A 14487-nucleotide genomic window follows, 5' to 3' on the forward strand; every position below is an offset into this window, starting at 1 on the left:
GGCGCGCAGCGCCGGGGTGGGGTGGCGGCGTTTCAGCCGCCAGCACCTTCGGCACCATCGCGCAGACCAAGGTGTGATTTTCGTTCTTCCACAGCCGCATAGATTGTATCGAGAACGGAATCCAGTTCGTTTTTTATCTCGTGGTTCCAGAAGCGGACGACGCGATAGCCCTGGCTCTCAAACCATCTCGTTCGGGCTGCATCATGGCACTGCTGGCCATCAAAGCCATGTTGGAAGCAATCCACCTCGATGATCAGCTTCAGCCGATGGGAGATAAAGTCAGGATAGTAACCGCCAACCGACGCTTGTCGACGAAAGTGCGTTCCTTCGACCGGAATACGCCAGAGGTGCCGCCACAGCCTGCGTTCCTCCTCGGTCATTGCCGCGCGCAGCCTTCGTGCGGACTGCAGCTTGAACCGATCAAGTTTTGGCATAGGGAAGCGCCCGTCACCCCCACCCGCCGCTTCGAGGCGACCTCCCCCATCAAGGGGGAGGTAGAGGGCGCATAGCAACTCGGCTCGCGCCTGTCACCCTGCCTGCCGGTCGGCAGTTCGAGCTATTTCAGGAAATTTTCAGTTCTTTGTCGGGACGACGCGAGCCCACCCGTCATAAGAACAGACACCCCATGAACCAAACGCAGTGCTGAAGCGACCAACGCTCAGACGGAGAACTATTGGCTGAACGATCATGAAGACGGCATCGAGAACCCTGCAGGTCCTGGCACTGAGCGCCTGCTTCGCCGCCCAGATGCATGGCACATTCTCGATGCCGGGCGTGCGACAGGCACTGCGCACGATCGATGCCGCGACAGTCCAGATCACGTTGCCGATGGCAGCCGCCGCCGAGATCGCCAGCGTGACTTTGGGCTAAGTCGCCAGGCCGCCCGCGCGCGTCTGCAGGAACGCCTCTCCGCAAGCCTTGGCAAGGTTGCGCACGCGCAGAATGTAGCTCTGGCGCTCGGTCACGGAAATCACGCCGCGGGCGTCAAGCAGATTGAAGACGTGGCTGGCCTTGATGCACTGGTCATAGGCGGGGAAAACCAGACGGTGCATCGACGAATTGTCGTTCGACGCCGGCGCGCCGGCGGCGAGCAGCGCCTTGCACTCGGCTTCGGCGTCCTCGAAATGCCGAAGCAGCATCGCCGTGTTGGCGAATTCGAAGTTGTGGCGCGAATATTCCTGCTCGGCCTGCAGGAACACGTCGCCATAGGTGACCTTCTCAGGCCCCTCGCGGCCGTTGAAATTCAAGTCATAGACATTGTCGACGCCCTGCACATACATGGCGAGGCGCTCGAGCCCATAGGTGAGCTCGCCCGCCACCGGCGCGCATTCGATGCCGCAGACCTGCTGGAAATAGGTGAACTGCGACACTTCCATGCCGTCGCACCAGCACTCCCAGCCGAGGCCCCAGGCACCCAGCGTCGGGCTTTCCCAATCGTCCTCGACGAAGCGGATGTCATGCAGCAGCGGATCGACGCCGATGGCTTCCAGCGATCCGAGATAGAGCTCCTGCAGGTTCGGCGGGTTCGGCTTCAGGATCACCTGATATTGATAGTAATGCTGCAGCCGGTTCGGGTTCTCGCCGTAGCGGCCGTCCTTCGGCCGGCGCGACGGCTGCACGTAAGCCGCGTTCCAGCGCAACGGGCCGAGCGCGCGCAAAGTGGTGGCGGGGTGGAAGGTGCCGGCGCCGACTTCCATGTCGTAGGGCTGCAGGATGACGCAGCCGTAAGCTGCCCAGTAGTTGTGCAAGGTCAGGATCAGCCCCTGGAAGGAGCGGCTGGGATGCATGTGGGCAGGGATCTCGACGGTCACGGCGGCCTCGGAAAGCGCTGGGAGTGGGCTTTCCCTAGTTGCCGGGCCGGCAAGCGTCAAGGCACGGCGCCGCATCGAGGAGAGGTTGAACGCTTTGCCGGCGGCTGGCCCATTGAAGGCCGCTCACGCGGGCCGTTTGCTTCGGTGAGCCGCAACGACAAAGGTTCCCGCCATGCCTGGTCAACTCACTGTCCGCCCCGTCACCCAGCAGGACTACGAGCAGTGGCTGCCGCTCTGGGACGGCTACAACGAATTCTACGGCCGCTCGGGCGAGACCGCGCTTGCCGGCGAGATCACCCAGATGACCTGGTCGCGCTTCTTCGACGCTTACGAGCCGGTGCATGCTCTGGTGGCCGAGCGCGACGGCAAGCTTCTCGGCCTCGTCCATTATCTCTACCACCGCTCGACCACGGCGATCGCGCCGAACTGCTATCTGCAGGATCTCTTCACCTCACAAGCCGCGCGCGGCCAAGGCGTCGGCCGGGCGCTGATCGAAGGCGTTTACGAGCGCGCCAAAGCCGCGGGCTCGGGTCGCGTCTACTGGCTGACGCATGAGACCAACCACACCGCCATGCAGCTCTATGACAGGATCGGCGAGCGCTCGGGGTTCGTCGTCTACCGCAAGATGTTTTGAAAACGTTGCGGGGCCCAAAAGGGCCCCGCCAAACTGCAGAATTGTGCGCCTCAGCCCTTCGGCGCCGCGGGCGGGACCGGTTTCACCTTCGGCGTTTCCTGCGCCGTGTTGGACTCGATCGGCGGCAGGCCCTTCAGCAGCTTCTGCTGCAAGGTGGCGAGCACATCCGGGTCCGGCTTCAGGTCGCGTGCCTGGGTCCACTGGAAGGTCGCTTCCAGCTTGCGGCCGACGCGCCAATAGGCGTCGCCCAGATGGTCATTGAGAACCGGATCCTCGGGCTTCAGCGATACGGCGCGCTCCATTTCGCGCACGGCGTCGTCGAAGCGGCCGAGGCGGTAATAGGCCCAGCCAAGCGAGTCGACGATGTAGCCGTCGCTTGGCCTGAGATCCACGGCCTTCTGGATCATCGCCAGGCCTTCCTTGAGGTTCATGTTCATGTCGACCCAGGAATAGCCGAGATAGTTCAGAACCTGCGGCTGGTCGGGCTGCAGCTCCAGAGCCTTGCGGAAATTGGGCTCGGCCTTCGGCCATTCCTTCAGCCGCTCATAGGCGATGCCGCGCTGGTAGAAGATGTTCCAGTTGGCGGCGGTCGGCGTCTTCAGCTGTTCGACCGCCTTGTCGTAGAGATTGGCAGCCGAACGGTAGTCCTCCTTCGAGGAGTAGACGCCGCCAAGCGCCAGGTAGCCGCGCATGTCGGTCGGGTGCGCATCGACATAGCCCTTGAGATGCGCGATGGCTTCGTCGTGACGGTCGATGTCGGCAAGGTTCAGGCCAAGCTGCAGCTCAGAAAGCTCCTTCAATGGCGAGGAGGCCGGAATACGCCGATAGAGCGCGATCGCGCCTTCGCCGTCCTTCAGCTGCTCGGCGACGGCGGCGAGCTGCACGAGGGCGGCGTCGCTGTCCGGCTTCAGCGCCAGCGCATATTGCAGATAGAGCCTCACGAAAGGCTCGCCGCCGCCACGGTTGAGCGCGGTGGCGAGGTCGAGCAGGATTTCCGAGGCCCCGTCGGCCGGGGTAGCGACCAGGGGCTCGATCTTGTCGCCCTTGCTGATCCTGTCGCGCAGCGTGGTGATTTCGAGCTTGCCAGGCGCGAAGGCTTCGGCCTGGTTCAGCACCGCCATCGCCTTTGTCTTGTCGCCCTTGCGGGCGAGGAACGAGGCATAGGCCTGGGCATTGCGCATCCACGTCTCGGGCGCGGAGCCGCCGGCGGCGGTATCGGCCAGGGTGGCGGCGTAGATCTCATCGGCCTTGGGGGAAAGGCCGGCGGCGTCGGCGATGAGGGCGCGATGGAAGGACTTGAACAGGCCGAACCAGTCCGGCCCCTTCAGCTTATCGATCGAAGCCATCGCCTCGGAGGCATCGCCCGCGCCTTCCTTGGCCCAACCGTCCATGACGCCGGAGAGCAGCCGGTCGAGATCGGATTCGAGCGACAGCTTAAGCCAGTACTGAGCCTTGGCGTAGTCCTTCTTGTGGAAGGAATCGACCGCAAGCGCCAGACGCGAGAAGCGCTCGACATCGGGAACTTCCTTGAGCTTGTCGGCATAGACCAGCGATTCCTCGAAGCGGCCCTGGGCGACCAGCGCCAGCATGAGGCTCTGCTGCAGCTCGGTGTCATTGGGGGCAAAGGCCAGCGCCTGCTTGTAATAGGCGATGGCATTGTCGAGATCGTTGTCGCTTTCGGCAATATGGGCGGCAAGATAGGCGCCCGAAAAGGACGTGATCTGGACCGGTTGGGAGTTTTCCTTGGCATGGGCAGGCAGCACCGACAGCGCCACACCCGTTAAAAATGCCAGCCTCGTCAGCCAGCGCGCACGTCCTTGCCGCATTGTATCCCTTTCAGCCAGACGCGATCCCCCCTTGGCGGACCGCCCACAGAGTCGATGTTTTCCCGACAAAGCATGGCCTTTTTGGGGTCAGGCTTCAATCCGCAGCGAATCACAATGCAATCATCGGCTTAAAAAATACGGCGTGCGTCCAAAAAAATCCGGCGCGGGAAGCCGCAGACAGCGCCGCCTAAAGACGCGTATCTTGGAATCCGCTGAGGGCAACCGCGCTGCACAGGTTGGACCATTCGCAGCCCGAGCACGCCTGACGCGTCAGGCCGGAGGAAAACGCCTTGCGCATCGGCGCCAGGCTAGAGGCATCCAACACGAGCCGGTCGCCGGCCTGGACGGACCGGCCGAGGAGAGCGCCGACGTCGCGCGCCGCGAGCCCGTCGCGCTCGGCGGCGCCTTCGCCCAGGCAGTGCGGCTCGGGCTCGACCAGCATCGGGGTGCAGATGTCGTCCGGCCCCGACACGATCAGGACCGCCTCGCCGTCGCCCAGCCGCTTCACCACCTTGTCGTAATTGGCGGTGAAGGCGGGCGAGTAGCCTTTGCCGACATAGGTCAGCAGGCAGAGCAGATGATGGGCGCGCAGCCTGACGGTCATTGCGTCTTTGACGAGCGGTCGCGCGGTTCGGCCCGATAGGTGGAAAAGAGCTTCAGCGTTGCGGCGCCCAGCGCCGACTTCAGGAGGCCGCCGACAATGAAGGGCAGGAAGCCGAAGGTGATGGCCTTCTCGGCGCCGATCATGGCGGCAAGCCAGGCCGTGCCGAGAACCAGGCACAGAAGATTGCCGATGAGCATGGCGGCGAAGGCAAGCATCACCCGATTGCCGTTCCAGCCGCGCTCGGCCAGCCAGCCGACGATCGCACCGACGATCGGGAAGGAGAAGAGATAGCCGCCGGTCGGGCCCATAAAATGCTGCACGCCGGCCGCACCGCCGGCCAGAACCGGGAAGCCGGCGGCACCCTCGACAAGCCAGGCCGTGATGGTCAGCGCGCCGAAGCGCCAGCCATAGAGCGCACCGACCAGCGTCACCGCGAAGGTCTGCATGGTCACCGGAACCGGCACCATCGGCACCTCGATGTAGGACGACAGCGCCAGGAACAGCGAGCCGAGGACGACGGCGCCGAACTGCCAGGCAACGGAGCGGCTGTGCAGTTGGAGCGGGCTGAAGGAAGACTGGCGGGTCGAAACGGCGATGTTTGTCACGGTGAGGTGGTCCCTGGTTGAGTTGAAATTATAGATAATTCCTGCAATCGATCTATTATCGAATCCACATTTTTGCGGAGATGGCAAGCGCTGCCTTGCGGAGGCAGATCGCAGGAGCAATGAGGCTCAGCCATTCACCGGGCATTGGGGCACCCAAACCGACATTTGACTGCTACGGAGCGCAGAAAGGCAGCTGTGTCTGTGTTCTCGCGTTAGCCGACGATGGCGAAGGCGTCGCGAGTCCTGCCGGAAGCGGTCTTGACCGGTTTTTGGCCGATCCATTGCACATGCCGGCCGAGCGTGGCGGCGGCCGATTCCGTGTTGCCTTGCCTCAGCGCGCTCAGGATCGCCCGGTGATCCTGATCGGTGCGGGTCTCCCATTCGGAGCGCCAGGCGGCGAACAGGAAACGCGCGCTTGCGGCATGCAGGTCGTCGATGGTGGAAAGCAGGCGCGGCATGTTGCAGGGCGTCAAGATCAAGCGGTGGAAGGTGCGATTGGCCTCCTCCCAGGAGCGGACATCGCGGGATTTGTCGCCCGCCTTGGTCGCCTCCTCGGCGCGGTCGAGGATCGCCGGCGTCAGATGCGGCGCGGCGTGGCGCAGCGCCAGCACTTCGAGCGCGGCGCGCATCTCGGCCACTTCCCTGACCTCGCCGAGGTCGAAAGCGGCCACACGCACGCCGCGGCGCGGCTCGCTGATCGCCAGACCTTGCGCCTCGAGGCGGCGGAAGGCCTCGCGCACCGGCACGTGGCTGGTGCCGAATTCCTCGGCGACATGGTCCTGGCGCAGCCGCGATCCGGGCTCGATAACGCCCGAAATGATGCGGTCCGCCAGTTCCTTGCTGATGCGGACGGCGATCGTGTCCTCTGTGGTGGCCATGTTTTATAGATAATTTGCTGAGCTGCCGTTTGTCGAGACGGCCAGAGCGGAATCACATGCGCCCGCCCGGCGGACGCCAGGCGATGCCAAGGAGAACCGACAGGCGCTCAGTTGACGCGGCTGATGCAGAAATCGATGACGTCGATCAGCGCCGATTTCTGCGGCGTCGCCTCCAGCGGCGCGAGCGCGTCGCGGGCGATCTCGCCGAAGTGACGGGCGCGACCGATCGTATCGGCGATGGCGCCATGGCGGGTCATCAGACCGATCGCCTTTTCGAGCCCGGCATCGTCGGCGGCATTTTCCTCGATGGCGCGCTTCCAGAAAGTGCGCTCGGCCTTGGTGCCCCGCCGATAGGCGAGGATCACCGGCAGCGTCACCTTGCCCTCGCGGAAATCGTCGCCGACATTCTTGCCGAGGTCCTTGCTGGAGCCGCCATAGTCCAGCGCGTCGTCTATCAGCTGGAAGGCAAGGCCGAGATTCATGCCATAGGAGCGCAGCGCCGCCCGGTCGGTGCGGGAAGCGAGCGCGATCACCGGACCGACCTCGGCGGCGGCCGAGAACAGGGCGGCGGTCTTGGCCTTGATGACGGCGAAGTGCTCGTCCTCGGTGGTCTCCAGATTCTTGGCAGCCGCAAGCTGCATCACCTCGCCCTCGGCGATGATGGAGGCGGCGCTCGACAGGATGTCGAGAGCCTCCAGCGAGCCGACTTCGACCATCATGCGAAAAGCCTGGCCGAGCAGGAAGTCGCCGACCAGCACGCTCGCCTGGTTGCCCCAGATCATGCGCGCCGTCTTCTTGCCGCGGCGAAGCGCGCTCTCGTCGACGACGTCATCGTGGAGCAGCGTCGCGGTGTGCATGAATTCGACTGCGGTGGCGAGCTTGACGTCCCCCTCGCCCGCATAGCCGAACATCTGGGCGGCGGCGAGCGTCAGCATCGGCCGCAGCCGCTTGCCGCCGGACGAGATCAGGTGGTTGGCGACCTCCGGGATCATCTCGACGTCGGAGCCGGCCTTCGACAGGATCAGCTCGTTGACCCGTCCCATGTCGGCTGCCGTCAGGTCGATGAGATCCTGGATGGAAGCAGGTTCCCGCTTGCCTTCGATATTCAGAACGACACCCACCACGATCACTCCCGTCTCATTGACGCGCCCGACAACACCCTGGTCCCGGTGGGACTCTAGGTCGGCACAACCGCGCACGGCAAGAGGCGAATTGGCGCGGTTTGGCTGGCGCTGGGCGGCCCCGGCGTTTACATGAGCGCCGCAACCTGCGATTTTCATTCCATGATCGAGCTTGTCCGCACCAACGACGCCGTCCTCATCTCCTTCGTCGAATCGCTTATGCGCGACGCCGGCATCGCCTGCTTCGTCGCCGACCAGAACATGAGCGTGCTCGACGGATCGATCGGCATCCTGCCCAGGCGCGTCATGGTCGATGCCGAGAAAGCCGATGCCGCGCGGCGCATCCTGAAGGATGCCGGCATCGAGAACGAGATCCGCCGGCAATAATGGCAGCATCAGCCGCCCTCGTCCCGGACACGCCGGCCCACACGGTCGACGCCTTCCATCGCGGGCGCTTCTGGCTGGTGCAGCCGCGACAAGGCCACCGTGCCGGCATGGACGCCATGATGCTGGCTGCTGCCGTCCCGTCCGGCTTTTCCGGCCGGCTCGCCGATTTCGGCGCGGGCGCCGGTGCGGCGACGCTCGCCGTGCTGTCGCGCTGCCCTTTGGCACACGCGGTTCTGGTCGAGCGTTCCGCGGAGATGGCGGCCTTTGCCGCCGCCACGCTTGCCCATCCCGGCAACGCGCATCTCGGCGACCGCGCCTCGGTGCTTAAGGCCGACGTCACGCTTGCGGGACGGGCACGGCACGGAGCCGGACTTGCCGACAATTCGTTCGACTTCGTCGTCATGAACCCGCCCTTCAACGCGGCACAAGATCGCGCCACGCCGGACACGCTGCGCAGAGAAGCGCATGTGACGGAGGACGGCCTGTTCGAGCGCTGGATCAGAAGTGCGGCCGCCGTCGTCAAGCCGCGCGGCGGACTGGCGGCGATTGCGCGGCCGGAGCAGCTTGTCGCCATCCTGGATGCGATGGAAGGCCGCTTCGGCGATGCCGAGATGCTCTGCGTGCACCCGCGCCCAGACGCGGCGGCGATCCGCATCGTCGTCAGGGCGGTGCTCGGCGCGCGCGGAAAACTGTCGATCCGGCCTCCGCTCACCTTGCACGGCGCATCCGGCAACGAGCCGACCGAGCGGACCGAAATGATCAACAACGGGCTCGCGTCGCTGTTCGGCGATTGATCAGAGGCCGGCGATGCGGCATTGCCGTTGCGCGGCGAATTCCTACATGCCCGGGAGCAAGGATGAGGTCTGACCTTGCTCTAGCATCTCTTGTGGAGACAAGCTTTCGTGAAACGCTTCTTCAACCGCCTGCTGCCGAAATCCTGGCGCTCGACAGTCGTCACCATTCCGGTCATCCGGCTGCATGGCACGATCATGCCCGGCGGCGGCCAGTTCCGGCCAAGCCTGTCGCTCGCCTCGACGGCCGGGCTCATCGAGAAGGCGTTCGGCTTCGACGCGCCGGCGGTTGCGATTTCGATCAACTCGCCGGGCGGCTCGCCGGTGCAGTCGCGGCTGATCTTCAAGCGCATCCGCGACCTGGCGGCAGAGAAGGACAGACGAGTGCTCGTCTTCGTCGAGGATGTGGCGGCCTCCGGCGGCTACATGATCGCAATCGCCGGTGACGAGATATTCGCCGACCCTTCCTCGATCGTTGGCTCGATCGGCGTCGTCTCCGCCTCCTTCGGCTTCCCGGAGCTGATGAAGAAGATCGGCATCGAGCGGCGCGTCCACACCGCGGGCCAGAACAAGGCCGTGCTCGACCCTTTCAAGCCGGAAAAGAGGGAAGACGTCGAGCGGCTGAAAGCCTTGCAGCTCGAAGTGCACGAGACCTTCATCGATCTCGTCAAGGAACGGCGCGGCACCAAGCTCAAGGACGACCCGGATCTGTTCACCGGACTGTTCTGGACCGCCAAAAAGGGTCTCGAGCTCGGCCTCGTCGATGCGCTGGGCGACATGCGCAGCGTGCTCAAGACCCGTTTCGGCGAAAAGACGCAGCTCAGGCTGATCACCGCGCCGCGCGGGCTTTTCGGCCGTTTCGGCTTGTTCGGATCGCGTTTTTCGGCGCCGGACATCGCCGCGGCCGCGGCCAGCGGCGTCATCGATGCGGCGGAAGAGCGCGCGCTGTGGGCGCGCTTCGGGCTTTGAAAAAGCCATGATTGCGTCTAGCATGGCCGCTTGACCGACCCATCCGGCCGGCCTTGCCGCGAGAACGCGGGAGGAGTTGTGAGATGCCGCAGATCATTTTCTTCGTTGTCGTCGGCGCCGCCGCCTATTTCGGTTATCGCGCTTTCGTACGCGAGGCCGAGCGCGTGACGGCCAAGATCCGGCGCACCGAGAAGCAGGCGGCCAACGGCACGATGGGAACGCTGGTCAAGGATCCGAAGACCGGCGAGTACCGTCTGGCTAAGGACTGAACACCATCTCGCCAGCAGCCGACATTCTGGAGGCCGAGGCCAAGTCCCGGACATGGCTTGCGCCTGCCAAGATCAACCTCGCGCTGCACGTCACCGGACGGCGCGCCGACGGTTATCACCTACTCGACAGCCTTGCCGTGTTCACGCGCTTTGGCGACCGGCTCGAGATCGAGCTGGCCCAAGACGATGCGTTTTCGGTGTCTGGCCCCTTCGCCGCCGGCGTGCCAATCGATGGCGACAATCTGGTACTCAAAGCGCGCGACGCGTTGCGGCGGGAAGCCGGCGCGCAACAGACGCCACCAGTCGCCATCCGGCTGGAGAAGAACCTGCCGGTCGCTTCCGGCGTCGGCGGCGGCTCGAGCGACGCGGCGGCGGCGCTCAACGGCCTTTCGCGCCTCTGGAAGCTCGACATCGGGGAGGCGGGGCTGGCGCGGATCGGGCTGACGCTCGGCGCCGATCTGCCGATGTGCCTCAAGGCAAGGCCGCTCATTGCGCGCGGCATTGGCGATGAAGTGTCGCCGCTGACGGAGTTTCCGGCGCTGGCGCTCATCCTGGTCAACCCGGGCGTGGCCGTTTCGACACCCGAAGTGTTCAAAGCGCTTTCCAAACCTGACAATGAGGCATTGCCGCCGCTGCCCGGCCGCCTCGATTTTCACGGCATGCGCAATTGGCTCGACACGACGCGGAACGATCTCGAACCTGCCGCTCGCGCCATCCAACCGGCGATCGGAGATGCGCTCAAGGCGCTGAAAAAAGCGGGAGCCGCCTTTGCCCGCATGTCGGGCTCCGGCGCTACCTGCTTCGGCCTGTTCGAGACCGGCAATGTCGCCAAGCGCGCGGCGATCGACATCCGCCGCCGCCATCCGGGCTGGTTCGTGGCCGCGACGCGCAGCATGGAGACCGACTGATGACCAACGAAAGCCGCCCCTTCATCCCGGTGCGCATCGCGGTGCTGACCGTTTCCGACACGCGCAGCCTAGCCGAGGACAAATCGGGGCAGATATTGGCCGACCGCATCGCAGAGGCTGGTCATGTATTGGCCACTCGCGACATCGTGACCGACGACCGCGAGAAGATCCGCGAAAAAGTGCTCGCCTGGTCGAAGGATGAAACGGTGGACGTCGTCATCACCACGGGCGGCACCGGCTTCACGGGGCGAGACGTCACGCCGGACGCGCTGGAGCCGATTTTCGAAAAGCGCATGGACGGCTTTTCGGAAGTCTTCCACCGGATTTCCTATGACAAGATCGGCACATCGACGATCCAGAGCCGGGCGACCGGCGGCGTCGTCAACGCCACCTTTATCTTCGTGCTGCCGGGCTCGCCCGGCGCGTGCAAGGATGCTTGGGACGGCATCATCAAGGCGCAGCTCGACTACCGGCACATGCCCTGCAACTTCGTCGAGATCATGCCGCGGCTGGACGAGCACCTCAGGCGCGGCGGCAAGCTGGAGTAGCGGCCCCGTCCGGCTCAGCGGATGACCGGCTCGCCGTGGAAGCGGCGGCGCGACGGCCGCGAGACGCCGAAGCCGATTTCCATCATCAGCCGCGGCGTATGCGTCGGCACCGTTCCCATATGGAAGCCGAACGGATCCTCGACGAAGCCGAGGCCCGCCTCGCCCGTCAGCGTCACAGGGCTTTCCGGACCGTAGACGTCCAGCACGTCTTCCGCGGGGTGGCCGACCAGAAGCGTGAGCTGGTGCTTGAGCGCGCGGCGCCTGTGGCTGCCGCGGACATAGACATGCGGGCCGGTGCCGGCGTCGACCGGCACCAGATAGAAGAAGAATTTCAGCATCCGCCAATCGTCGAGATCGAAATGGTATTTGCCGAGCGAGGCGAGATTCTTGTCGGCATCCGAGGCCTTGCCGGTCGGAAAGCTCCACCACACGCGCGTCGTGATCAGTTTCGCCTGGCCGCCGAGATAGTGCTGCGCGACCTCGAGGAGCAGCGGATCCCGCTGGATGGCAAGCGCCGCCGGGCAATCGAGGATGCGTTCGAAATAATGCCCGCTGAGCTGCGAGCGGCCGAAACGCTTCTCCGCCTCGGCATGGTCGCCCGGCATGAATTCGAGACGGCGGTCGAAATTGCCGAAACAGGGCGTGCGTTGCGCAAAAACGGCGATCTCCTCATGGATCGCCGGCGGCAGCGTCAACCCCGAAAACAGTCCATCGGAGCGAAGCGCCGCGACCACCGCCTCGCGATCGACTCCGGCAAACATCGTCTCTCCCGCATTGTCGAGCGGGCGGACGCGTCTGGCGCCGAGCCAGTGCATGCGGCGCCCCGGCATGGTGCGCGCCAGCACGAACATCGGCAGCCAAGCCGGATTTTCGCGTAGATCTTTCAGATAGGTCGGGATGCGCACGGCGATGCGCCTGAAGAGGCTGCCATTGCGGGCGATCGCCTCGAGGCTGGCCGCGCCTGAATTGTCTGGAGTACCAAGCTTCATCGGGTTCCTCGTTTACATGGCGTCCGACGAAGCGCCAGCCGTCTGCCGCTTCATCGTCACCCAATCCCGATTGTCCCGCTTCAAGCAGATGCTAATCCACTGCAGGTTTTTGTGCAATGCACAATAGAATGGGCCGGCAAAGTTCGCGGCCTTTTCTCTCTTTTCGCCTGCTCGAGAGAAGGAGGGCGTGCGCTCACTTCGGCGGCGCCACCCAGATTTCGGCATTCAGCCGTCTGGTGGCGAGGCCGCGCGCCAGGGCTTCGGCGCTGCGGGCGCTTTTCGCCAGCGCCGCGGCCTGGCGCTTGCTGATGACAAGCCCCTCCTCCAGAGCCCGGTTGCCCGAAAAAACCCGGACCAGAAACGGCATGCGATTGCCGCGGGCGCGTGAAAAACGCGCCGGCATCGTCTGCCTCGCCGCGTGAGCGACGACGTCGTCGATCCAGCCTTCGGCGAGCCGGGCGCCGGGTTCCAGAAGCAGCAGCCAGTCGCCCTTGGCCTGGCCGATGCCCGTTGCGATGCCGCCGGCGACGAGGTGGCAGCCGGCATGCTCGGCGACGCGATGCGTCTGGTCGGTCGAGCCGGTGTCGCAGACGATGACGTCGCGCACCACGCCCTCGACCGCGCCGCCGATCAGCGAGGCCAGCGTGCGGGCAAGGCCTTCTTCGTCGTTCCTGGTTTCGATGAGGACGCTGAGCATTTTAGCCGAATAGCGGAAAGCGCGGCGCTGCGCCAGTTGCGCGTTCTGAACGAAAAAGTTCTTGCTTTGTTCTCATTGGCAAAATAGGAATAGTTTCATGAACAGAGCGATTCGACAGCCTGCCGACAGTCCCTGGGAGAGGGCGAAAATGGAACAGATCGTGCGCGCCGACATTGCCGCTTTCGGAGCAGGCAGAGCCGAGATGGCAAATGCAATGATAGAACAGAGCGGCATGCGCGTGCGGCCGGACCGCAATCGCGGACGCTCCGCGGGCATCAATCCGTCCGGCCGCTTCGAGCCGGTCAGCCGGCATGTGTTCGACGATGGCTGGAACTCGCTGGAGGAACTGCCGCCGTTCAAGACGGAGGTGCAGGTCGAGAAGCCGCGCACCATCATCACGCGCAACGAGTCGCCGGACATTTCCTTCGATCGTTCGATCAATCCCTATCGCGGCTGCGAGCATGGCTGCGTCTACTGCTTTGCCAGGCCGACGCATTCCTTCATGGGCCTGTCGCCGGGGCTCGATTTCGAATCCAAGCTCTTTGCCAAGCCGGATGCGGCGCGAATGCTGGACAGGGAATTGTCGAAGCCCGGCTACCAGCCGCGCACCATCGCCATCGGCACCAACACCGATCCCTATCAGCCGATCGAAAAGCAATACCGCATCATGCGCGAGATCCTGGAGGTGCTGGAGGCGCGCGGCCATCCGGTCGGCATCGTCACCAAGTCGGCACTGGTGACGCGCGATATCGATATCCTGTCGCGCATGGCCGAACGCGGCCTCGCCAAGGTGGCGCTGTCGGTGACGACGCTCGACCGCATGCTGGCGAGAACCATGGAGCCGCGCGCCTCGACGCCGACAAAGCGGCTGGAAGCGATAAGGCAGCTTTCGGATGCCGGCGTCCCCGCCTCGGTGATGGTGGCGCCGATCATTCCCGGCCTCACCGATCCCGAGATGGAGCGCATCCTCGATTCGGCGCGTGCCGCCGGCGCCAGGGAGGCAGGCTATGTCGTGCTGCGTCTGCCGCTCGAGGTGGCGCCGATCTTCAAGGACTGGCTCTTGCGCCATTATCCGGAGCGCTACCGGCATGTGATGTCGCTGATCCGCTCGATGCGCGACGGCAAGGACTACGATTCGGAATGGGGCAAGCGCATGAAGGGCGCCGGACCCTATGCCTGGCAGATCGGCCGGCGCTTCGAGATCGCCGCCAAGCGGCTCGGACTCAATGCCGAGCGGCGGCAGCTTCGGACCGACCAATTCGTCGCAGGCTCCGGCGTCGGCGAGCAGTTGATGCTGCTGTGAAGACGATGCCGCCGCGAAGGCCGGCGCCAAGGCAACTCGGGAGGCAGAGTTTTGCGCCCGGATTGCGATCCGCTAACCCTCTGTTTTGATGTAACTTCGTACGGAAGGCCCGCTACGCACTCTTCCTAAAATTGCTCAAGAATCCCG

Annotated in this window: 18 protein-coding genes; 9 read left to right on the plus strand and 9 right to left on the minus strand. The window is 64.6% G+C overall.

The annotated features are described in order from the left end of the window. Positions 1 to 32: 32 nt before the first annotated feature. Complete coding sequence (locus CK224_RS10710; RefSeq protein WP_095781736.1) at positions 33 to 434, minus strand: DUF559 domain-containing protein; 402 nt, start codon at positions 432 to 434, stop codon at positions 33 to 35. Between the two features lie 253 nt (positions 435 to 687). On the opposite strand from CK224_RS10710, the gene CK224_RS10715 reads away from it, so the two are divergent. Beyond that, the gene (locus CK224_RS10715; RefSeq protein WP_095781737.1) at positions 688 to 870 is read left to right on the plus strand and encodes a hypothetical protein; all 183 of its coding nucleotides are present in this window, start codon (positions 688 to 690) and stop codon (positions 868 to 870) included. Here the strand turns inward: CK224_RS10715 and CK224_RS10720 are convergent. After that, positions 867 to 1811, minus strand: a complete 945-nt coding sequence (locus CK224_RS10720; RefSeq protein ID WP_082954005.1) for a glycine--tRNA ligase subunit alpha — start codon at positions 1809 to 1811, stop codon at positions 867 to 869. The two genes, CK224_RS10715 and CK224_RS10720, sit on opposite strands and share 4 nt — an antisense overlap. 172 nt (positions 1812 to 1983) lie before the next feature. Here CK224_RS10720 and CK224_RS10725 point away from each other — a divergent pair, with 172 nt between their 5' ends. Continuing rightward, positions 1984 to 2445 carry a GNAT family N-acetyltransferase gene (locus tag CK224_RS10725; protein WP_066998995.1) on the plus strand — a complete coding sequence of 154 codons (462 nt, stop codon included), beginning with the start codon at positions 1984 to 1986 and terminating at the stop codon, positions 2443 to 2445. A 50-nt stretch (positions 2446 to 2495) separates the two neighbouring features. On the opposite strand, the gene CK224_RS10730 is transcribed toward CK224_RS10725, so the two are convergent. The 5 genes from CK224_RS10730 to CK224_RS10750 form a co-directional block, all read right to left on the minus strand. Then, positions 2496 to 4271, minus strand: a complete 1776-nt coding sequence (locus CK224_RS10730; RefSeq protein WP_095781738.1) for a tetratricopeptide repeat protein — start codon at positions 4269 to 4271, stop codon at positions 2496 to 2498. Between the two features lie 187 nt (positions 4272 to 4458). Continuing rightward, positions 4459 to 4875 (minus strand): DUF1284 domain-containing protein, encoded by a 417-nt coding sequence (locus CK224_RS10735; RefSeq protein WP_066999000.1) that lies wholly within the window; start codon positions 4873 to 4875, stop codon positions 4459 to 4461. Next, positions 4872 to 5480: a biotin transporter BioY gene (locus CK224_RS10740; protein ID WP_095776217.1), complete on the minus strand. Its 609-nt coding sequence runs from the start codon at positions 5478 to 5480 to the stop codon at positions 4872 to 4874. The genes CK224_RS10735 and CK224_RS10740 overlap by 4 nt, the downstream gene beginning before the upstream one ends. A gap of 212 nt (positions 5481 to 5692) precedes the next feature. Beyond that, entirely contained in the window at positions 5693 to 6358 is a 666-nt protein-coding gene (locus CK224_RS10745) for a GntR family transcriptional regulator (protein WP_066999005.1), read from the minus strand. Between the two features lie 107 nt (positions 6359 to 6465). Beyond that, positions 6466 to 7479, minus strand: a complete 1014-nt coding sequence (locus CK224_RS10750) for a polyprenyl synthetase family protein (protein ID WP_095781969.1) — start codon at positions 7477 to 7479, stop codon at positions 6466 to 6468. Positions 7480 to 7641: 162 nt separating this feature from the next. Here CK224_RS10750 and CK224_RS10755 point away from each other — a divergent pair, with 162 nt between their 5' ends. From CK224_RS10755 to moaB, 6 genes are all read left to right on the plus strand, one after another. Beyond that, positions 7642 to 7866: a DUF2007 domain-containing protein gene (locus CK224_RS10755; protein ID WP_066999078.1), complete on the plus strand. Its 225-nt coding sequence runs from the start codon at positions 7642 to 7644 to the stop codon at positions 7864 to 7866. Next, on the plus strand, positions 7866 to 8660 hold the full coding sequence (locus CK224_RS10760) for a methyltransferase (RefSeq protein ID WP_176477906.1): 795 nt from the start codon (positions 7866 to 7868) through the stop codon (positions 8658 to 8660). The genes CK224_RS10755 and CK224_RS10760 overlap by 1 nt, the downstream gene beginning before the upstream one ends. A gap of 108 nt (positions 8661 to 8768) precedes the next feature. Further along, the gene (locus CK224_RS10765) at positions 8769 to 9626 is read left to right on the plus strand and encodes a S49 family peptidase (protein ID WP_066999014.1); all 858 of its coding nucleotides are present in this window, start codon (positions 8769 to 8771) and stop codon (positions 9624 to 9626) included. Positions 9627 to 9709: 83 nt separating this feature from the next. Next, on the plus strand, positions 9710 to 9895 hold the full coding sequence (locus tag CK224_RS10770; RefSeq protein WP_066999017.1) for a hypothetical protein: 186 nt from the start codon (positions 9710 to 9712) through the stop codon (positions 9893 to 9895). Positions 9896 to 9921: 26 nt separating this feature from the next. Next, entirely contained in the window at positions 9922 to 10803 is an 882-nt protein-coding gene (locus tag CK224_RS10775) for a 4-(cytidine 5'-diphospho)-2-C-methyl-D-erythritol kinase (protein WP_095776218.1), read from the plus strand. After that, positions 10803 to 11351, plus strand: a complete 549-nt coding sequence (moaB, locus tag CK224_RS10780) for a molybdenum cofactor biosynthesis protein B (protein ID WP_095781739.1) — start codon at positions 10803 to 10805, stop codon at positions 11349 to 11351. The genes CK224_RS10775 and moaB overlap by 1 nt, the downstream gene beginning before the upstream one ends. 14 nt (positions 11352 to 11365) lie before the next feature. Here the strand turns inward: moaB and CK224_RS10785 are convergent, their stop codons facing one another. Both CK224_RS10785 and CK224_RS10790 read right to left on the minus strand, forming a co-directional pair. Further along, positions 11366 to 12340 (minus strand): hypothetical protein, encoded by a 975-nt coding sequence (locus tag CK224_RS10785; protein ID WP_095781740.1) that lies wholly within the window; start codon positions 12338 to 12340, stop codon positions 11366 to 11368. Between the two features lie 193 nt (positions 12341 to 12533). Then, on the minus strand, positions 12534 to 13037 hold the full coding sequence (locus CK224_RS10790; RefSeq protein WP_095781741.1) for a glycosyltransferase: 504 nt from the start codon (positions 13035 to 13037) through the stop codon (positions 12534 to 12536). A gap of 148 nt (positions 13038 to 13185) precedes the next feature. On the opposite strand from CK224_RS10790, the gene CK224_RS10795 reads away from it, so the two are divergent. Then, positions 13186 to 14340 carry a PA0069 family radical SAM protein gene (locus CK224_RS10795; protein WP_141245809.1) on the plus strand — a complete coding sequence of 385 codons (1155 nt, stop codon included), beginning with the start codon at positions 13186 to 13188 and terminating at the stop codon, positions 14338 to 14340. Positions 14341 to 14487 lie beyond the last annotated feature (147 nt).

It is taken from the genome of Mesorhizobium sp. WSM3862 (assembly GCF_002294985.1).
Classification (GTDB): domain Bacteria; phylum Pseudomonadota; class Alphaproteobacteria; order Rhizobiales; family Rhizobiaceae; genus Mesorhizobium.